The following is a 17903-nucleotide window of genomic DNA, read 5'->3' on the forward strand; positions in this document are numbered from 1 at the left end:
TCCGAATGCCTACCACCACTCACGATGTCGTCATCATCGGCTCCGGCGCAGCCGGTCTCACTGCCGCGATCAACCTGGCGCAGGACCGCAAGGTGGTGGTGCTGGCAAAGGCCGCGCTCGACAGCGGCTCGACCAACTGGGCGCAGGGCGGCATTGCCGCGGTGCTCGACGGGGGCGACAGTTTCGAAGCGCATATCGAAGATACGATGGTCGCGGGCGCGGGCCTCAACAATCGTGAAACGGTGGAGTTCGTCGTTTCCGAAGCCCCGGCCGCGATCGAACGACTGGCTCAGCTTGGCGTGCCCTTCAACGGCGGCGACGAATTTGGCGAACGCTGGCACCTGACGCGCGAAGGGGGCCACAGCCACCGCCGCATCGTCCATGTCGATGACGCCACCGGCCATGCGGTTCAGGTCGCGCTGCTCAAGGCCGCGCGCGCCAATCCCAACATCACCTTGCTGGAGGATCTGGTCGCCATCGACCTCATCACCAGCCGCCATGGCGAACACTATTCGGGCGACGGCCATGTCTGGGGCGTCTACGCCTTCAACAAGAAAACCAAGCATGTCGACGCTCTGCTGGGCAAGGCGACGATCCTCTGCACCGGCGGCGCGGGGCGCACCTATCTCTTCTCAACAGCGCCGCGCGGGGCGACCGGCGATGGCATTGCCATGGCCTGGCGCGCGGGTTGCCGTGTTTCCAACATGGAAATGAACCAGTTCCACCCCACCTGCCTCTACAATCTGGAGGTCAAGAATTTCCTGATCACCGAAGCCGTGCGCGGCGAGGGCGGCCATCTGAAACTCCCCCCCGGCGTACCCGGCGGCGGCCAGCGCTTCATGGACCGCTTCGACCCGCGCGGCGAACTGGCCCCGCGCGATGTCGTCGCCCGCGCGATCGACCATGAAATCAAGCGGCTCGGCCTCGACTATGTCCATCTCGACATCAGCCACAAGCCGCCCGAATTTGTGCGCCAGCATTTCCCGACCATCTACACGCGGCTGCTGGACCTGGACATCGACATCACCAAAGAACCGATCCCGGTCGTCCCGGCCCAGCATTATACCTGCGGCGGCGTGGTGATCGACCTCGACGGCCGCACCGACCTGCCCGGCCTCTATGCCGCAGGGGAAGTCACTGAAAGCGGGCTGCATGGCGCAAACCGCCTGGCCTCCAACTCGCTGCTCGAATGCCTCGTCTTCGGCGAAGCGGCCGCCCGGCACATCCGTTCCAACTGGGACAGCCTGCCCCCGCCGCCGCCGGTTCTTCCGTGGGACGAAAGCCGCGTCACCAATTCCGACGAAGAGGTCATCGTCCAGCATAACTGGAAGGAAATTCGCCGCTTCATGTGGGATTATGTCGGTATCGTCCGCACCACCAAGCGGTTGGAGCGGGCGCAGCACCGCATCGACCTGCTTTCCAAGGAAGTGGATGAATATTACGGCCATTTCCGGGTGACCGCGGACCTCATCGAACTGCGCAACCTGCTGGAAGTCGCGCGACTGGTCGTCCGCTCAGCGCTCAAGCGGAAGGAAAGCCGGGGGCTGCACTATACGCTCGATTATCCCGACATGCTGCCCGTGGCCGTGGACACCGTGCTGGCGCCCTGATCAGACCCGCAGGAAATCCTTGAGCATGCCCGCAAAGCGTGTCGGCTGGTCGGCCATCACGACATGCCCGCTGGGACCGATCGGCAGCAGCCTCACTCCCTTCTTGGCGGCGTAGGCGGCGCGGAAATTGCGGCTGATCGCGGTCGCCTGCGCGGGGTCGGACCCCACCGCATAGACCACATCCATCGGCGCATCGATGCGCGCAAGTTGCGGCCCAAGGTCGATATTCGCCAGATCCCGAAGCGCGTTGGCAATGACGTCCGGGTCACTCCCCTTCGCGCCCGGCGCCTGCGCCAATATCTGCCCCAGATAGGCGCGCCCCGCCCTGGTCCCGGTGAAATATTGGCTGATCTGGTCGGCCAGATAGCCCATGCCCTGCGCCGTGCCGCCGACCATCGCCGCGCCTTCGGGCAGCATGTCGACAACCATCAGCCGCCCGGCCAGCCCCTTCAATCCCACCATCATGGCCAGCGTGCCGCCCATTGAATGACCGACGATGGCAGGACGCCGCAGTCCCGCCGCGCCGATATAGCGCGCGATCTCGTCAGCAAGCGGCTGCACCAGCGGCCCGGCCGCATTGGCGTTTGCCGCCAGCCCGCCAAACCCCCGCACATGGATCAGATGCCAGCGATGGCCCGGCACGGCCGCCATCGCACCGTTCCAGATGCCCGGCCCGCTCCCCAGCCCCGGAATCAACAGCACGTCGCGCCCCGTCCCCCGAACCGTCACCGCGATCCGCCGCGAGGTGAAGGGCGCAGCCATCGCCGGACCGCCCAGCATCAACCCGCCTGCCAACGCCGCTCCGCTCAGCAGCAGCGTCCGCCTATCCAGAAATTCGCCAGTCATTGCACCCTCATAGGCGTACCGCCTTAACCTTGACTGAGCGCAAGCAGTACGCCGTTCATGCTCCTTACATCGCAAATGTGGAATCATTCGTCGCATGAAACTTGCCAGCCAGAAGGTCCGCGCCACGAAGAGGAAGGGTGGGAGAGCGGGGACGCAAATGAGTGATGGAAATAACGGGCGCGGGTTGCGCCCTGATGGCGGTACTGCCCGCCTTGTCTTGTTGATCGCGGCGCTTTCGGCTTGTGTCAGCGCGCCGGGGGAACCGCAGGCTCGCGCCCCACAGCGCGTGCAACCGACGACATCGACCTTCCCGATCAAGCCGGTCGCCAATCCGCCCAAGCCCTATCAGGCGCTCGCCGTCGATCAGCGCGAAACGCCGCCGCCCGCCTTGGTCAGCGTGGTCCGCAACCTCGGCCAAAGCTTCAATGGAAAGGTTGGCATCGCGGTCCGCCGCATTGGCAGCGACTGGACCGTCGCCTGGAACGGCAACCTTCTCTTCCCGCAGCAGAGCGTGTCGAAGCTCTGGGTGTCGATGGCCGTCCTCGATGCGGTCGATCGCGGCAAGTTGCGCCTTTCCGACACGACCACGATCACCCGCAAGGATCTCACCCTTTTCCATCAGCCGTCCGCGGGACTCGTCGGCAGCACGGGATGGACCACCAGCTATTCCGACCTCATGCGCCGCGCCATGATGAACAGCGACAATACGGCGAACGACACGCTCTTGCGCTCTGTCGGCGGGCCGGAGGCTGTGCGCTCCTATCTCGCCCGCCGCTTTATAAAGGATGTCCGCTTCGGCCCCGGCGAACGGCTGCTGCAGGCGACCGCGGCGGGCCTGGAATGGCGGCAGGATTATTCGATAGGCCGCAATTTCTACGCGGCCCGCTCCCGGCTGCCCATCGAAGCGCGCAAAAGGGCGCTCGACAATTATCTCGCCAGCCCGCCAGATGGAGCGGCCCCTTCCGCTATCGTGCATGCGCTGGCGAAGCTCAAGGAAGGCGACATGCTCTCCCCCGCATCGTCCCGGTTACTGATGTCGATCATGAGCGAGGCCAAAACCGGGCCGCAACGGATCAAGGGCGGCGTGCCGGCGGGATGGCGCTATATGCACAAGACGGGCACCGGCCAGGTATTGGGCGCGCGCTCGACCGGCTATAATGATGTCGGCATCATGACCGCGCCTGACGGCACCAGCTATGCCGTGGCGGTCATGATCGGCAGCACGACCGAACCCATACCGGCGCGTTGGGAACTGATGCAGGCAGTGGCCAGGGCTGTCGCCGCCAATCACGAAAAGCGGTAGCCAGACGCGCAGGACGGCGGTTCCTCCGCCGTCCCTCAGTCCAGATTGGGCCGCAACCAGCGCTCCGCCGTTTCCACATCGACGCCGCGACGCCGGGCATAATCCTCCAGCTGGTCGCGCCCGACCCGCGCAACGCCGAAATATTCCGCCTGCGGATGACCGAAGTAAAAGCCGCTGACCGCCGCCGTCGGTAGCATGGCAAAGCTTTCCGTCAGCGTGATTCCCGTCGCATGATGCGCGTCGAGCATGTCGAACAATAGCGGCTTCAGGCTGTGCTCCGGGCAGGCCGGATAGCCCGGCGCCGGGCGAATGCCGCGATACTGCTCCCTGATCAGCGCCTCGTTGGTCAGCTGCTCCCCTTCCGCATAGCCCCACAGCGCCGTACGCACATAATGGTGCAGCCGCTCGGCAAAGGCTTCCGCCAGTCGGTCCGCCAGCGCCTTCAGCAGGATGTCCGAATAATCGTCGATCGCCGCCTTGAACCGCGCCAGGTGCGGCTCGATGCCATGGATCGAGACGGCAAAGCCGCCCATCCAGTCGCCGTCGGGGCTGATGAAGTCCGCCAGGCACATGTTCGCCCGCCCTTCGCGCTTCTGGATCTGCTGGCGCAGCATGGGCAGGGTAACGTGCTTCTCATCCTCGACATGGACGATGATGTCATCGCCCTCGCGACGGCAGGGCCACAGACCCACCACGCCCCGCGCGGTCAGCCACTTTTCGTCGATAAGGCGGTCGAGCATCGCCTGCGCGTCGTTGAACAGGCTGGTCGCGCTCTCGCCCACCACCTTGTCTTCGAGAATCGCCGGATAGTTGCCCGCCAACTCCCACGCCCGGAAGAATGGCGTCCAGTCGATATAGTCGCGCAGATCCTTCAGATCCCAGTCCGGGAAGCGATGCACGCCGGGCAGGCGCGGCTTGCCGGGCTTCAGGCTCTCGTCGATCTCGAAAGCGTTGGCGCGGGCATCCTCGATGCTGACCAGCGCGCTCTGCCCCTTGTTGGCGCGGGCAACGCGGACATGCTCATAATCGTCCTTGGTCTTGCGGACGAAGTCATCCTTCTGCGTCTCCGACACCAGCGCCGTGGCAACGCCCACCGCCCGGCTTGCGTCCAGCACATGCACCACCGGCCCCTCGAACGCCGGGTCGATGCGCAGCGCGGTGTGAACCCTGGATGTCGTCGCGCCGCCGATCAGCAGCGGCATGGTCATGCCCGCCCGCTGCATTTCCTGCGCCACCGTCACCATCTCGTCCAGCGAAGGGGTGATGAGGCCGGACAGGCCGATCATGTCGGCGTCATTCTCGTTCGCGGCCCTGATGATGTCCTGCCACGGCACCATGACGCCCATGTCGACCACGTCGAAGCCGTTGCACTGGAGCACGACGCCGACGATATTCTTGCCGATATCATGGACGTCGCCCTTGACCGTCGCCATGATGATCTTGCCCTTGCCCTTGGCGCCCGGTTCCTTCGACGCTTCGATAAAGGGCAGCAGGTGCGCGACCGCCTTCTTCATGACGCGCGCGGATTTCACCACCTGCGGCAGGAACATCTTGCCCGCGCCGAACAGGTCGCCAACAACGTTCATGCCGTCCATCAGCGGGCCTTCGATCACCTCGATCGGCTTGACCGCCGAAAGGCGCGCTTCCTCGGTATCCTCAACCACATACATGTCGATGCCCTTGACCAGCGCATGCTCCAGCCGCTTGGCGACCGGCCATCCGCGCCATTCCTGCGCCGCCTTTTCGGACGCCGCATCCTTGCCCTTGTAGCTTTCGGCCAGCGCGACCAGCCGGTCCCCCGCTTCGGGATCGCTGTTCAACAGCACATCCTCGCACGCCTTGCGCAGCGCCGGGTCGATCGCGTCATAAACGTCCAACTGCCCCGCATTGACGATCGCCATGTCCAGCCCCGCCGGAATGGCGTGGTAGAGGAACACCGAATGCATCGCCCGCCGCACCGGCTCATTGCCGCGGAAGGAGAAGGAGAAGTTGGACAGCCCGCCCGAAATATGGACATGTGGGCAGCGCTTCTTGATCTCGCGGCACGCCTCGATGAAATCGACGCCGTAGTTGTTATGCTCCTCGATCCCCGTCGCCACGGCGAAGATATTGGGGTCGAAAATGATATCCTCCGGCGGAAAACCGATGGTCATCAGCAGCTTGTAGGCGCGCTCGCAAATCTCGACCTTGCGCTCTTTCGTGTCGGCCTGGCCCGTCTCGTCAAAGGCCATGATGACCGCCGCCGCGCCATAGGCCATGCATTTGCGCGCATGGCCCAGAAAGGCCTCCTCGCCCTCCTTCATGCTGATCGAATTGACGATCGGCTTGCCGGAAACGCATTTCAACCCGGCCTCGATCACTTCCCATTTGGAACTGTCGATCATGACCGGCACGCGGCTGATGTCGGGCTCCGAAGTCATGAGCTTGAGGAAGGTCGTCATAGCCTCGACCGCGTCGAGCAGCCCTTCGTCCATATTCACATCGACGATCTGCGCGCCGTTCTCCACCTGATCGCGGGCGATGTCGATGGCTGCGGCATAGTCGCCCGCCATGATCAGCTTCTTGAACTTGGCCGAACCGGTGACGTTGGTGCGTTCACCGATATTGACGAAGGTGGCAGTAGATTGCGTGGTCATGTCTTTGCCTTCCCCCTCTCCCCTTGGGGAGAGGGCCGGGGAGAGGGGGAGACGCGCCACCCCTCGATTATCATCCTCAAGAGGAAGCGCGCTGCCCCCTCTCCCAACCCTCTCCCCAAGGGGAGAGGGCTAAAACTTACGCCGCGATATGCATGGGCTCCAGCCCCGCAAGCCGCGTCACGACCGGCAGTTCCGGCACAACCCGAGGCTTGTGTCCCGCCAGCGCCTTCGCCACCGCGCCGATATGCGCGGGCGTCGTGCCGCAACAGCCGCCGACCATGTTGACCAGCCCCTCATCCACCCACTGACGGATCAGCGAAGCGGTCGTCTCCGGCAACTCGTCATATTGCCCCAGCTCATTGGGCAACCCGGCATTGGGATAGGCCAAAATCAGCGTATCGGCATTCTTCGCCAGTTCGCTCAAATAAGGCCGCAGCAAGTCCGCCCCGAACGCGCAATTCACCCCGATGGTCAGCGGCTTCAAATGCCGCAGCGAATACCAGAAGGCGTTGATCGTATGCCCCGACAGGTTGCGCCCCGACATGTCGGTAATCGTGAAGCTCAACATCAGCGGAACCGGCCGCCCCGCCGCCGCCTCGGCCTCCCGCGCCGCCATGCCCGCCGCCTTGGCGTTCAGCGTATCGAAACAGGTTTCGACCAGCAGGAAATCCACCCCGCCCTCGATCAGCGCGTCGCACTGTTCACGATAGTCCGCCTTCAGCGTATCGAAATCGACCTCGCGATAGGCAGGGTCGTTCACATCGGGCGATATCGACAGCGTCTTGTTCGTGGGGCCAATCGACCCCGCCACGAAGCGCGGTCGCCCGTCCTTCGCCGTCGCCGCTTCACACGCCCGCCGGGCGATCTTGGCAGCGGCAATATTGATATCCCGCACCAGATGCTCGCAACCATAATCGGCCATGGCGATCTTGGTGGACGAGAAGGTGTTGGTCTCGATCATGTCCGCGCCGGCGTCGAGATAGGCGGTATGGATACCCTCGACGATGTCCGGCCGCGTCAGGCACAGCAGGTCGTTATTGCCCTTCTGGTCCTTGGGCAGGTCCAGATTCCCGCGATAATCCGCCTCGGTCAGCCCATGTTTCTGGATCGACGTGCCGTAGCCGCCGTCGAAAATCATGATCTTTTCCGCCGCAACGGCGCGGAAGCGTTCCTCGGCGGTCATGCCGTCTTCTCCAATGTGGCGGGTCGCAGTCCAAGCAGATGGCAGATCGCATAGCTCAGTTCCGCCCGGTTGAGCGTATAGAAATGAAAGTCGCGTACCCCGCCCGCATAGAGCTTGCGGCACAGTTCAGCCGCCAGCGTCGCGGACACCAGTTGCCGCGCGGCGGGCAGGTCGTCCAGCCCCTCGAACAGCTTGCCCATCCATCCCGGTACGTTCGTATTGCACATGGCCGACATGCGCTGGACCGCGGCGAAATTGCTGACCGGCATGATGCCCGGAATGATTTCCGCATTGATTCCGGCTGCGGCGACGGTGTCGCGAAAGCGGAAAAAGGTGTCCGGCTCAAAGAAGAACTGCGTGATCGCCCGGCTGGCCCCCGCGTCCAGCTTGCGCTTCAGATTATCGATGTCGCTCTGCGCATTCAGCGCATCGGGGTGGGTTTCGGGATAGGCGGCCACGGAAATCTCGAACGGGTGACGCTTGCGCAGTCCCTCGACCAGTTCGGCCGCGCCCTTATACCCTTCAGGATGCGGCTGAAACTTCGTGCCCGCTTCGGGCGGATCGCCGCGCAACGCGACGATGTGCCGCACGCCCGCTTCCCAATAGGCGTCCACGACCTCGTCAATCTCGGCCTTGCTCGCCGCCACGCAGGTTAGATGCGCCGCCGCCGCCAGCGGTGTTTCACGGGCGATGCGCGCGACCGTATTATGCGTGCGCTCGCGCGTCGATCCGCCCGCACCATAGGTTACCGACACGAATTTCGGCGCCAGCGGCGTCAGCGTTTCAATCGCCGACCACAGCTGCTCCTCCATCTTCTCCGTCTTTGGCGGGAAGAATTCGAAGCTGACATGAATATCGCCTGCCAGATCGGCATAGAGCGGCGCTTGCCAGGCCCGCCGGTCCTCTTCGATGGAAGGGAAGGAAAGTGTCATGCGGAAAGTCGTCCTTCATGTCGCAGGATGCGCGCGCCTGCGCGGCGTCCCAGCCATAATACTACCGTCAATTCCTGGCCGGGCAGCACCTCTACCCGCTCCAGTTCCAGGCCCGCCTGCGCGAACCAGCTTTCGATCTGCTCGTCGGAAAAGCCCAGCCGCGCATGCTGATCGCGCAGCCGCAACTCTTCCCGTTCATGCGCCGCGAAGTCCGCGATGAGAACCCGCCCCCCCGTCGCCGTGACGCGCGCAGCCTCTGCGATCACCGTCTCGGGCGCCCGCGCATAATGCAGGACCTGATGCAACACCACCGTGTCGATGCTCCCCGGCTCCAGCGGGAGGGCACCGAAATCGCCCAGCACCAGGCCGTATTTCCCGCCCGCATCCTCGGGCAGCTTGGCCCGTGCCAGCCGCAGCATGTCGGGGCTGCGATCCAGCGCCGTCACCTGATCCGCGACAGGCCCGAATAGTTCGATCATCCTGCCCGTACCCGTGCCGATATCCAGCAGGTGCCCGATTGCCTCGGCCCCCAGCAGCGCCGTCATCGCCGCCTCTACATCGACGTCGGGAACATGAAGCGATCGGATCGCGTCCCATTCCTCGGCATGTTCGGCAAAATAGCTTTCCGCCGCGCGCGACCGGTCCGCCCGTACCGCCGCCAGCCGGGCAAGGTCCGCCTTCTGCCACAACTCCTCGCTCTCGGATGGGACCAGTTCATCAAACAGCTTCAGAAAGGGCACGGTCGCCGCGCCCTGGCCCAACCGCAGAAAAACCCAATTGCCTTCCTTGCGCCGCTCGACCAGACCGGCTTCGGCGAGGATGCGAACATGGCGGGACACGCGCGGCTGGCTCTGCCCCACGACCTGCGCGATTTCGCCGACCGCCAACTCCATCGCGCGCAAAAGATAGATGATGCGCAGCCGCGTCGGATCGCTCAAGGCCCTGAAGATGTCGAGTGCGGCGCTCATGGCCTATGCATATAAAGAAATCTTTATATACGTCAATGGCGATGCCCCGGCTTGCGCCATCTGCCTGCACCAAAGCCCGTAAATTGGCGAGTCGCATGAATGGGATTGCCATGCGTAGCCCAATTCATTACGAATCGGCCCCGCAGGCGCAAAGGGGGGTGAACTTTTCTCCGAGAGTGGTCTGCACTGTTTTTATCTCTGAGAGGGGTTTGCCCATGTCCAAGTCGATTGCTCTTTCGCTCGTTTTCGCCGCGTCGCTCGGCCTCGCTGCTTGCTCGGGCAATGCCGACAATGCCGCCAATGTTGCCGACAACGCTGCCGACAACGCTGTGAACGCTGCCGACAACGCCATGATGGCCGCTGAAAACGCCGCCATGAGCGCTGAGAACGCTGCTGAAAACGCCAGCAACGCTGCCGGCAACGCCGTTTCGAACGCGATGTAATTTCCCTTTCGGGATATTATGGAAACAGGGCCGCGCCGGCGACGGAGCGGCCCTTTTTTATGGCTTCGAGGCGAGCGACGGCCGCTGCTGCCCATCATGCCGCCCGACGCCGGGCCGCCATGAAAAAAGGGCCACCCGATCGGGCAGCCCTTCTTCTTCACATTACCGTAAGCCCGATCAGCAATTGCGATCGATCGCCCGGCCGGCCAGTGCGCCCACGCCAGCGCCGACAATCGCGCCCGTGGTGCCGTCGCCGCGTCCATAACGGCCGCTGCCCTTGCCGATCTCGTTGCCGAGCAAGCCGCCCGCGATCGCACCGATGATGGTGCCGCCCGTGCCATTGTCGCGGCAGCGATAGCCGCCCCGGTAGCCACGATAATAGTTGTTCCGGTAATAGCGGTCGCCGCGATAGCCGCGATAATAATCGCCCCGGTAACCACGATGACCGCGGTCGCCGCGATAATAATCGCCGCGCTCATAACGGCCCCAGCCATCGCGCGCCTGGGCCGGAGCCGCAGTAACCGCGAAAGATGCAGCGCCCATTGCCAGCGCCGCCCCCATATTGATCAGAAACTTGGTTTTCATGGCGTTGCTCCTCAAAATCTTGCCATCGATCCGGGTGCTTTCATCAAGGCTGCACCATCGATTGCACCCTTCTTGCCTGATTCGCATTGAGCCGAGCCTGAATGGCCGTGTCAGCCACCATTCAGCAAAAACCGTCCCGCGTCCACGCGCTTGCCATAGCCTGCTCCCTCCTCCGGCCAAGCGCCTGTCCAGGCAAAAAGCGGCCCATGTCCCGTCCCCGGACGGGCTGGTCGGGCAAGGCCATTGGTAAGCAGGCGTGATTTGCCTATGGCGAGGCGATGCGCCGAATTTTGATCGTCCTGCTTCTTGCGATCCTGCTGCTGCCAGCGCCGCACAAGAACAAGCCCGAACTGTTCGGCCCAGGTCCGCTGCTGGTGACGGCACGGGCGCTACCCTTGAACGCATCGGACCCGACTGTCCGCAGTGTCGGGATGCTCGACTATCTTGACGGCTGGCAGCTTGGCAGCCCCCATCGCGGCTTTGGCGGCATCTCCTCCCTTCTGGTGCAGGGCGAAGGCCAGGTACTTGCGCTAAGCGACTCCGGCACGCTGATGGGCTTTACGCCTCATCCGGGTCGAAACAGCCGTCGCCCCTTCATCGCCCCCCTACCCGTCCGACGCCAGGATGCGTCCCAGCCATGGTGGGCGTGGGATTCAGAGGCGATAGCCCACGACCCGGCCACGGATCGCTACTGGGTGGGATTTGAAATGCTCCAGCGCATCTGCCGCTATGCACCCGGCTTCTCGCGCGTGGAGGCCTGCCGCACCTGGCCGGAGATCGAGGCATGGCCGGAAACCGGGTCCATCGAATCCATGGCGCGCCTGCCAGATGGCCGTTTTCTCGTCATCGCGGAGATGGGAATGCGCGGGGACGGCAGCCATGACACGCTGTTGTTTGATGGAGACCCGGCGGACAACGCCACGCCATCGCCCCTGCATCTGCGCTATGTGCCACCCAGGGGCTATAGACCCACCGACGTCGTTGCGCTGGATGATCGCCGCCTGCTGGTGCTCAATCGCCGCGTTACGCTACAGAAGCTGTTCACCGCCACCCTCGCCATCATTGAACTGCCCGCCACGCCCAGGCCCGAGGACCGCCTGTGGGCGCAACCCATCGCCAGGCTCGCGCCCCCGCTGCTAGCCGACAATTTCGAAGGGATCGCGGTCACCCGCGAAGGCGGACGGACGATCGTCTGGATCGTCTCTGACGACAATCACGAATTTTTTCAGCGCACCCTGCTGCTGAAATTCGCGCTCCGCTCCCGCTGACCATCAGCGCGAAGCCACCACGCAAAAAAGCGGCCCGTTGCCAGGCCGCTTCTTAAGCCGAAACGAATCGAAGCAATCAGGCGGCGACGGCAGCCTGCTTCTTCACGATGTCGCGCTTCAGGCGGCGAGCCTTCAGCGACAGCTTCTCGTTGCTGGTCTTGAGCAGCCAGTTGTCGAGGCCGCCATTATGTTCGACGGAACGCAGGCCGTGCGTCGATACGCGCAGCTTCACGGTCGTTTCCAGCGTCTCGGAAATGAGCGACACGTTCTGCAGGTTGGGCAGGAACACGCGCTTGGTCTTGTTATTGGCGTGGGAAACATTGTGACCCACCTGGCGGCCCTTGCCGGTCAACTCGCAAATGCGCGACATAGTCAATCAACCTTGTAGTTCATGTTCGTTCGGAAAGCGGCGCCACTAACCGGATTCCCGGTCCCCGTCAAGCCGCCCTGCCCCAGGATCGGATCGCTTTCGCAACCCTTTTCAACCCTGGGACGTTTGTTGCCCATAGACGATAGGAGAGCGCAATGCGACTCATTGGCGGCTTGTTACTGATTGTGCTGCTGGTTCTGGCCGGGGGTATCGCCACCGGCTTCATCGACCTGCAGAAAACCCAGGAGGGCAGCCTGCCGAAAATCGCGGTGGAAGGCGGCCAATTGCCCAAATTCCAGGCGGATGTGGCCAAGGTCGAGGTCGGCACGCGCAACGAAACGGTGGAAGTGCCGACGGTAGACGTCGAAAAACCCTGATCATTCCGCAGGCGACCAGCATGCTGTAAAGGCGGTCTCGATGAGTCCGCCCTTCCCCCTACCCGCCCCCATGCGTCGCGCGCTTGATCTGGCCAACGCGGCGGAGAGCGCGGGCGAAATCCCCATTGGCGCGGTCGTGACCCGCGACGGGCAAATCATTGGCGAAGGCGAAAACCGCAACCGGCGCGACAATGATCCCACGGCCCACGCGGAAATCGTCGCCCTGCGCGCGGCAGCCGCCCAACTGGGCGATTTCCGCCTCACCGGCTGCGACCTTTGGGTGACGCTGGAACCTTGCCCCATGTGCGCCGGGGCCATTTCCCACGCCCGCATTGCCCGCCTCTTTTACGGCGCGTCCGATCCAAAGGGCGGCGCGATAGAACAAGGCCCGCGTCTCTTCGCCCAGCCCCAATGCCTGCACCGGCCCGAAGTCTATGGCGGAATAGGCGAAACAGAGGCCTCAGCGCTGCTGAGGGACTTTTTCGCCGCCCGGCGCTGAATAGTCGATCCGATAGAGCGTGTAAGGCAGGGCAAAGCCGCTCTTGAGCGAGACCGGGTGCAGCCAGCCCGGCCTCCCCCCCCGCATCAGTCCGGCATAAAAGCCGCGCGGGCTACGCGCCTGATAAACGGTGCCTTCGGGGAAACCGGGGCAGATCAGCAGGTAAGTGGCATGGTGGCGCGCCGCGATCGGTCGGAAGGCATCCGGCGATCCGTCAAAGGCATGGTGCAGGTCCAGGATCACCTTGCCATTGCGATGATAGGGGCCAGCCAGCGCGCTGTGATGTGTAGTGGCGATGATGCGCGGCCCCAGATCGACCATGGTGAAGATGGTGGCAGGCGGAAGCTGGTTCAGCACCTCCAGCGCGGGCAACGACCGGCAACGGCCATTGGCCTTGTTGATCGCCTGGCGCCGGGCTTTGCGCCCCGGCTGCTCGGCCTTGGGCCTTTCACCGGATATGGCCGCCCAAAGCTGGTTCATCTGCGGATAAAGCGGCGTCGCAAAGGCCGCCGTTGCAATCAGCGCGATTCCACAGACGCCCAGCAGCCGAACCAATGGTCGCCCGAAGATGACCGCCCGGATCACCCGATGCGCGGCCCATGCCGCCGCCGGTATCGCCATCAACTGCGCCGCCGGACCCGCGCGCAGCTGCCAGAAAAGCAATGCGGTGGAAAAGAGCATCATCAGCCCAACCGTCGCCCACGCCCACAGCCGGTCGCTGTCCCGGCGCGATTCCCACAGCGCCCAGATCAGGCCGAACAGACCCGCCACCGGGATCGCCATCAGCGGCACGACCAGGCTGCGCGCCTGCACGGTGATGGGCTTGGCCTCGCGGATGTTGGAAAGCCAGAGCCGCTCCAGTTCAGGCGAGATCTGATAGGCGCCGGTCAGGCATTGCGGCCAGTTGAGCCATGCGAAAGCCGCGACCGCTGCGCCAACGATCACGCCAGCAGCCAGCCGCGCGGGCCAGCTGCGCAGCGGCAGCATCGCCAGCAATGTCATGCCCGCGCCTACCGCGCCAAAAATCGCGACCCAGATAGGCGAGATGGCATCGCATACCATCTGGCGATTGGCGTAGCTTGCAAAGAGCAGAAAGAGAATGGAAACCGATCCGGCAAGGCTCAGCGCATAGGGCAGCATCCGTCGTCCAGCGCCCTCCTTGAACACCCACCGCAGCGCGATCAGCGCCCCCCCGGCCGCCAGATAGACGATCATTTCCATGCCGATGGCGATCGACAGCGCGCTGCTAACCCCGGCGATCACCCCGCCACGCAGCCAGTTGCGGTCGATCAGCCCCGCCAGCATCGTCACGACCAGCGCCAATTGCCAGCCATGATGGTCGATGCGCATCGGCACGAACATGCTGATGCCCATCTGCGCGGCGAAGGGAGCAAGCGCGGCCAATATCCAGCCATTGCCCCCGGCCAGCCGCCGCGCGATGAAGCCGAGCGCCAGCATCAGCGGCAATAGCGGGATCATCGGCGCAATCGCGCAGGCGAGCCGGTCGGCAAGCCCTTGCTCCACGAACGCGCGGAAAAACAGCATCAGGGCAGCGAGCGGCAGATCGACCAGCCGTGACCAGTGAATATTGAACCCTGCGGGCGGGTCCAGCCGATATTGCCGCAGGTCGTACCAGCCCTGCCCCGCCAGCCAATCCTTCACCTGCACGAAACGGATATTATCGTCCGTATCGTTGAGCGTCAGCCAATGGACCGAAGGCCAGCGCGAATAGAGCAGCCACGCCACGGCCGCGACCCACATCAGGAAGGTCAGCCATTTCCAGTGCCGCTCCGCCCAGGCGGACAGGCAGGTCAGGACGCGCAGGATGGTGCCGCGCAGGGCAAGGCTGCTTTGCAAGTTCATGGCGGGTGGATTAGAGGCTCCGCATCAAATCGCAACGGGGCCTTCATGAAATTGCTGTCACGCATGCCGCCGGAAAGACAGGCCCTGTTCTGGCAAGTCGTGCGCTACGGCATCAGCGGCCTGTTCATCACAGCCTGTCAGGCAACGGTCTACTGGACGCTCGCCGCGCTGGCCGGATGGCATCCGCAGATCGCCAACGTCATCGGCTATCTTGCCGCCGTCATGATCGGCTATGTCACGCACAGCGCCTTCACCTTCCGCGGCCAGAGCAATGGTGGCAATCACGCCGCGCGGGGCGTGAAGTTCGTCGTCGTCTCGCTGCTTAGCTATGCGCTGAACGCCCTATGGGTATTCCTGTGCGTCACCCATATGCGATGGCCGGAATGGTCGCCCATCCCGGCCATGATTTTCGTGACCCCGGCGGTGATGTTCGGCCTCAACCGCCAATGGGTTTTCCGTTGAAACTCAATGCACGAACCGGGCGACCACATCCCTGTATGAACGGCTGACCTTCACCTGCGCGCCGGACTCCAGCACCAGGAAACATTCCCCATTGGTATGCGGCTTCACCTGCCGCACCTGGCTCAGATTGACGATCGTCGACCGATGCACCCGCTGGAAATTCCTGGGATCCAATCTTTTCTCTAAATCCTTCATGGTTTCGCGCAAAATCAGCGAATTATCGGCGGTATAAATGCACATATAATCGCCGGCCGCGTCGATCCGCTCGATCGAATCGACATCTACACGGAAAATCTGGCCCCGATCCTTGATGTTGATGAGCTTTTCGAAGCGATTGGAAGACGGAGCATCCTCGTCGCCGCCAGCGTTGAACTCGTTCATCGCATCCGGCGCGACCTCGGCCAGCACCTCGCGCAGCTTTTCGGCTTCCTGCACCTGCTTCTTCTCGGACAGGCGCTGCCGCACACGGTCAAGCGCATCGGCAAGCCGCCCTTCATCGACCGGCTTCATCAGATAATCGACCGCCTGCGCTTCAAAGGCGCGAATAGCGTGATCGCTATAGGCGGTGCAGAAAATGAACAGCGGCGGTTCGACTTCCATCAATCCCTGAACGACCGAAAATCCGTCGAATCCAGGCATTTGGATGTCAAGGAACACAAGGTCGGGTTTATGCGTCTTGATGGCGCGAATGGCTTCGCGGCCGTTCGAGCAAGTCTCTACGATTTCGACATCCTCATGCGCTTCCAGACGCAGCTTGAGGCCTTGGATAGCCAGGCTTTCGTCGTCGACGAGGATTGTTCTTATGGTCATGCGGCCACTTTCGATGGTTCATCCAGATTAAGCGGCATTTCGATCTGGACCGAAAAGCCGCTTGGCGTGGAACGCGTTTCTAAGCTCTGTCGTTCCCCGAACGCTTGAATCAGGCGATCGCGGATGTTTGCCAGGCCAACGCCCGTCCCTTCGCTCACAGGAGTGTTCGGACGCATGAACCCCTCGTTCAATCCCGGACCGGTATCCGATACGATGACCCGGACGTTTTCACCGGCAGGCTGCGCCGTAATGGATATTTCCGCCCCTTCTTCCTTCGGGGTGACCGCATATTTGATCGCGTTTTCGACCAGCGGCTGGAGAAGCAGCGAAGGCAGCCGCGACTGGGCCACTGCAGGGTCAATGTTGAAGACGGGCCGCAACCTGTCCTCGAACCGCATCTTCTCGATCTCTAGATAGAGCTTCAACGTCTCCACCTCCTGTTCGATCGTGACCTGCGCGGTGGGCTCGTTGATAAGCGTATAGCGCAGGAATGAGGACAGGCGCGAGAGCATCGCATTTGCCCGGTCCGTCTGCTTCAATAGCACAAGTGTCGATATGCTGTTGAGCGTATTGAACAGAAAATGGGGATTGAGCTGATAGCGCAGCATCGCAAGTTGCGCGCTGGAAGCCTGATTTTCAAGGCGCAGCAGCTGATCTGCCTGTTCCTCTACCGTCAGGTAGAAGTTGATGGCGTAATAGAGCGCCGACCAAGCCCCCAGCAGGGTGATGCTGAGATAGAAGGCGCCTAGGAACAATTGGAGCCCGGCCGTATCGCTACCGCGATTCTGTGTAGAAAAGACCCAGGCATCAATGAACGCGACCAGCCCCGCCGCCACGACTACGGTCACGATCGAGGCGCCCCAGGTGACGATGGGGCGCTGCTTCTGCAAAAACCGGAAGATCACCGCGATCAGCAACGTGACCGAATAGCCCGTCACGGTGGAGATCATCACCGGGATCAGGCTGGAGAGCGGCTGGCCATTGGCGATGGTCGATGAGCCCCGCAACAGGAAAGCGCCCGCCCATCCCGCCGATTGCAGGTTCCAGAAGGCGCGGTTCTTGTCAGCGAAGAAGGGCTGAGGCTGGATGCGATGCACAGACATTGGTGCCAGCCTAGAACATCCGGCAAAAAAGTGGGAACCGCTTTTTTATGAAGGGATCAGCGGCTCAATAGAATGGGCAGGTCTTCGACTGCACTCCGTCGCCGCGTCACGCGGCTGCGGCCGGTTCCTCATCCATTGGAGTGATCTCGTCAGGGCAGAGCCATACCAGGTCGCTCAGTTCAAGCGGCCGCCCATCATGCGCCTGGATTGTCATCTTCCGGATCGGCTGGCCATCACGCCGGTCCGCCAGCACCTGACAGGACACCGGACCACAGCCCCACTTTTCCCCCCATTGCCGCAATGCGATCATCACGGGAGCGAGTTCGCGGCCCTTTTCGGTGAGGCGATATTCGATCTTGCGCCGGTCGCACTGCATCGGTTGACGCAGCATGATGCCATTTTCCACCAGACGCGCCAGGCGATTGGCCAGGATGTTGCGGGCTATGCCAAGGCTCGACTGAAATTCCTCAAAATGCCGGATGCCGGACAAGGCGCCCCGCAAGATGAGAAATGACCAGCGTTCGCCCATAGCTTCCAGCGCGCTTGGGAGCGCGCATTGTTCCAGATCCTGCGCCAGAATGTGCTTCATCGTCCTGCCTAGATAGCTCAAAGCCACAGCCGTTGCAAAAGCGCAGCCATTTTACG

Annotated in this window: 18 protein-coding genes; 7 read left to right on the forward strand and 11 right to left on the reverse strand. The window is 62.9% G+C overall.

What is annotated here, in order from left to right; translation table 11 throughout:
• The first annotated feature begins 5 nt into the window (after positions 1-5).
• Positions 6-1610: an L-aspartate oxidase gene (gene nadB, locus K663_RS13795; protein WP_062118666.1), complete on the forward strand. Its 1605-nt coding sequence runs from the start codon at positions 6-8 to the stop codon at positions 1608-1610.
• On the opposite strand, the gene K663_RS13800 is transcribed toward nadB, so the two are convergent.
• The gene (locus K663_RS13800; protein ID WP_062118669.1) at positions 1611-2456 is read right to left on the reverse strand and encodes an alpha/beta fold hydrolase; all 846 of its coding nucleotides are present in this window, start codon (positions 2454-2456) and stop codon (positions 1611-1613) included.
• Positions 2457-2613: 157 nt separating this feature from the next.
• Between K663_RS13800 and K663_RS13805 the strand changes: the two genes are divergently transcribed.
• Positions 2614-3759 (forward strand): serine hydrolase, encoded by a 1146-nt coding sequence (locus K663_RS13805; protein ID WP_062120956.1) that lies wholly within the window; start codon positions 2614-2616, stop codon positions 3757-3759.
• Between the two features lie 35 nt (positions 3760-3794).
• On the opposite strand, the gene metH is transcribed toward K663_RS13805, so the two are convergent.
• The 4 genes from metH to K663_RS13825 form a co-directional block, all read right to left on the reverse strand.
• The gene (gene metH / locus K663_RS13810) at positions 3795-6395 is read right to left on the reverse strand and encodes a methionine synthase (protein ID WP_062118672.1); all 2601 of its coding nucleotides are present in this window, start codon (positions 6393-6395) and stop codon (positions 3795-3797) included.
• Positions 6396-6531: 136 nt separating this feature from the next.
• On the reverse strand, positions 6532-7578 hold the full coding sequence (locus tag K663_RS13815; RefSeq protein WP_062118675.1) for a homocysteine S-methyltransferase family protein: 1047 nt from the start codon (positions 7576-7578) through the stop codon (positions 6532-6534).
• Positions 7575-8510, reverse strand: a complete 936-nt coding sequence (gene metF, locus K663_RS13820; RefSeq protein ID WP_062118678.1) for a methylenetetrahydrofolate reductase — start codon at positions 8508-8510, stop codon at positions 7575-7577. The genes K663_RS13815 and metF overlap by 4 nt, the downstream gene beginning before the upstream one ends.
• On the reverse strand, positions 8507-9478 hold the full coding sequence (locus tag K663_RS13825) for an ArsR/SmtB family transcription factor (protein WP_062118681.1): 972 nt from the start codon (positions 9476-9478) through the stop codon (positions 8507-8509). Before K663_RS13825 ends, metF begins: the two co-directional genes overlap by 4 nt.
• A gap of 215 nt (positions 9479-9693) precedes the next feature.
• Between K663_RS13825 and K663_RS13830 the strand changes: the two genes are divergently transcribed.
• The gene (locus K663_RS13830) at positions 9694-9921 is read left to right on the forward strand and encodes a hypothetical protein (RefSeq protein ID WP_062118684.1); all 228 of its coding nucleotides are present in this window, start codon (positions 9694-9696) and stop codon (positions 9919-9921) included.
• A gap of 177 nt (positions 9922-10098) precedes the next feature.
• Here the strand turns inward: K663_RS13830 and K663_RS13835 are convergent, their stop codons facing one another.
• The gene (locus tag K663_RS13835; protein WP_062120959.1) at positions 10099-10506 is read right to left on the reverse strand and encodes a glycine zipper 2TM domain-containing protein; all 408 of its coding nucleotides are present in this window, start codon (positions 10504-10506) and stop codon (positions 10099-10101) included.
• 278 nt (positions 10507-10784) lie between these two features.
• On the opposite strand from K663_RS13835, the gene K663_RS13840 reads away from it, so the two are divergent.
• Positions 10785-11774: an esterase-like activity of phytase family protein gene (locus tag K663_RS13840; RefSeq protein WP_062118686.1), complete on the forward strand. Its 990-nt coding sequence runs from the start codon at positions 10785-10787 to the stop codon at positions 11772-11774.
• Positions 11775-11850: 76 nt separating this feature from the next.
• Here K663_RS13840 and rpmB read toward each other — a convergent pair whose 3' ends face one another.
• Positions 11851-12144: a 50S ribosomal protein L28 gene (gene rpmB / locus K663_RS13845; RefSeq protein WP_062118689.1), complete on the reverse strand. Its 294-nt coding sequence runs from the start codon at positions 12142-12144 to the stop codon at positions 11851-11853.
• A gap of 155 nt (positions 12145-12299) precedes the next feature.
• Here rpmB and K663_RS13850 point away from each other — a divergent pair, with 155 nt between their 5' ends.
• Together K663_RS13850 and K663_RS13855 are read left to right on the forward strand one after the other, a co-directional pair.
• Entirely contained in the window at positions 12300-12521 is a 222-nt protein-coding gene (locus K663_RS13850; protein ID WP_062118692.1) for a hypothetical protein, read from the forward strand.
• A gap of 40 nt (positions 12522-12561) precedes the next feature.
• Entirely contained in the window at positions 12562-13020 is a 459-nt protein-coding gene (locus tag K663_RS13855) for a nucleoside deaminase (protein ID WP_083535913.1), read from the forward strand.
• Here the strand turns inward: K663_RS13855 and K663_RS13860 are convergent.
• Positions 12982-14883 (reverse strand): hypothetical protein, encoded by a 1902-nt coding sequence (locus K663_RS13860; protein ID WP_062118697.1) that lies wholly within the window; start codon positions 14881-14883, stop codon positions 12982-12984. The genes K663_RS13855 and K663_RS13860 overlap by 39 nt on opposite strands.
• A 45-nt stretch (positions 14884-14928) precedes the next feature.
• Here K663_RS13860 and K663_RS13865 point away from each other — a divergent pair, with 45 nt between their 5' ends.
• Complete coding sequence (locus K663_RS13865) at positions 14929-15345, forward strand: GtrA family protein (protein ID WP_062118700.1); 417 nt, start codon at positions 14929-14931, stop codon at positions 15343-15345.
• Positions 15346-15348: 3 nt separating this feature from the next.
• Here the strand turns inward: K663_RS13865 and K663_RS13870 are convergent, their stop codons facing one another.
• The 3 genes from K663_RS13870 to K663_RS13880 form a co-directional block, all read right to left on the reverse strand.
• Entirely contained in the window at positions 15349-16155 is an 807-nt protein-coding gene (locus tag K663_RS13870) for a LytR/AlgR family response regulator transcription factor (RefSeq protein WP_062118703.1), read from the reverse strand.
• A complete protein-coding gene (locus K663_RS13875) occupies positions 16152-17258 on the reverse strand; it encodes a sensor histidine kinase (RefSeq protein ID WP_062118706.1) in 1107 nt (368 codons plus the stop codon). The genes K663_RS13870 and K663_RS13875 overlap by 4 nt, the downstream gene beginning before the upstream one ends.
• A 106-nt stretch (positions 17259-17364) precedes the next feature.
• Positions 17365-17847 carry a winged helix-turn-helix transcriptional regulator gene (locus K663_RS13880; protein ID WP_062118709.1) on the reverse strand — a complete coding sequence of 161 codons (483 nt, stop codon included), beginning with the start codon at positions 17845-17847 and terminating at the stop codon, positions 17365-17367.
• Positions 17848-17903: the final 56 nt, after the last annotated feature.

It is taken from the genome of Sphingobium sp. MI1205 (genome assembly GCF_001563285.1).
Classification (GTDB): Bacteria; Pseudomonadota; Alphaproteobacteria; order Sphingomonadales; family Sphingomonadaceae; genus Sphingobium.

Bases quoted from the DNA above. Each gene is read 5' to 3' on its own strand.
- nadB (WP_062118666.1), top strand. From the start codon at position 6: ATGCCTACCACCACTCACGATGTCGTCATCATCGGCTCCGGCGCAGCC.
- K663_RS13800 (WP_062118669.1), bottom strand. From the start codon at position 2,456: ATGACTGGCGAATTTCTGGATAGGCGGACGCTGCTGCTGAGCGGAGCG.
- K663_RS13805 (WP_062120956.1), top strand. From the start codon at position 2,614: ATGAGTGATGGAAATAACGGGCGCGGGTTGCGCCCTGATGGCGGTACT.
- metH (WP_062118672.1), bottom strand. From the start codon at position 6,395: ATGACCACGCAATCTACTGCCACCTTCGTCAATATCGGTGAACGCACC.
- K663_RS13815 (WP_062118675.1), bottom strand. From the start codon at position 7,578: ATGACCGCCGAGGAACGCTTCCGCGCCGTTGCGGCGGAAAAGATCATG.
- metF (WP_062118678.1), bottom strand. From the start codon at position 8,510: ATGACACTTTCCTTCCCTTCCATCGAAGAGGACCGGCGGGCCTGGCAA.
- K663_RS13825 (WP_062118681.1), bottom strand. From the start codon at position 9,478: ATGAGCGCCGCACTCGACATCTTCAGGGCCTTGAGCGATCCGACGCGG.
- K663_RS13830 (WP_062118684.1), top strand. From the start codon at position 9,694: ATGTCCAAGTCGATTGCTCTTTCGCTCGTTTTCGCCGCGTCGCTCGGC.
- K663_RS13835 (WP_062120959.1), bottom strand. From the start codon at position 10,506: ATGAAAACCAAGTTTCTGATCAATATGGGGGCGGCGCTGGCAATGGGC.
- K663_RS13840 (WP_062118686.1), top strand. From the start codon at position 10,785: ATGCGCCGAATTTTGATCGTCCTGCTTCTTGCGATCCTGCTGCTGCCA.
- rpmB (WP_062118689.1), bottom strand. From the start codon at position 12,144: ATGTCGCGCATTTGCGAGTTGACCGGCAAGGGCCGCCAGGTGGGTCAC.
- K663_RS13850 (WP_062118692.1), top strand. From the start codon at position 12,300: ATGCGACTCATTGGCGGCTTGTTACTGATTGTGCTGCTGGTTCTGGCC.
- K663_RS13855 (WP_083535913.1), top strand. From the start codon at position 12,562: ATGAGTCCGCCCTTCCCCCTACCCGCCCCCATGCGTCGCGCGCTTGAT.
- K663_RS13860 (WP_062118697.1), bottom strand. From the start codon at position 14,883: ATGAACTTGCAAAGCAGCCTTGCCCTGCGCGGCACCATCCTGCGCGTC.
- K663_RS13865 (WP_062118700.1), top strand. From the start codon at position 14,929: ATGAAATTGCTGTCACGCATGCCGCCGGAAAGACAGGCCCTGTTCTGG.
- K663_RS13870 (WP_062118703.1), bottom strand. From the start codon at position 16,155: ATGACCATAAGAACAATCCTCGTCGACGACGAAAGCCTGGCTATCCAA.
- K663_RS13875 (WP_062118706.1), bottom strand. From the start codon at position 17,258: ATGTCTGTGCATCGCATCCAGCCTCAGCCCTTCTTCGCTGACAAGAAC.
- K663_RS13880 (WP_062118709.1), bottom strand. From the start codon at position 17,847: ATGAAGCACATTCTGGCGCAGGATCTGGAACAATGCGCGCTCCCAAGC.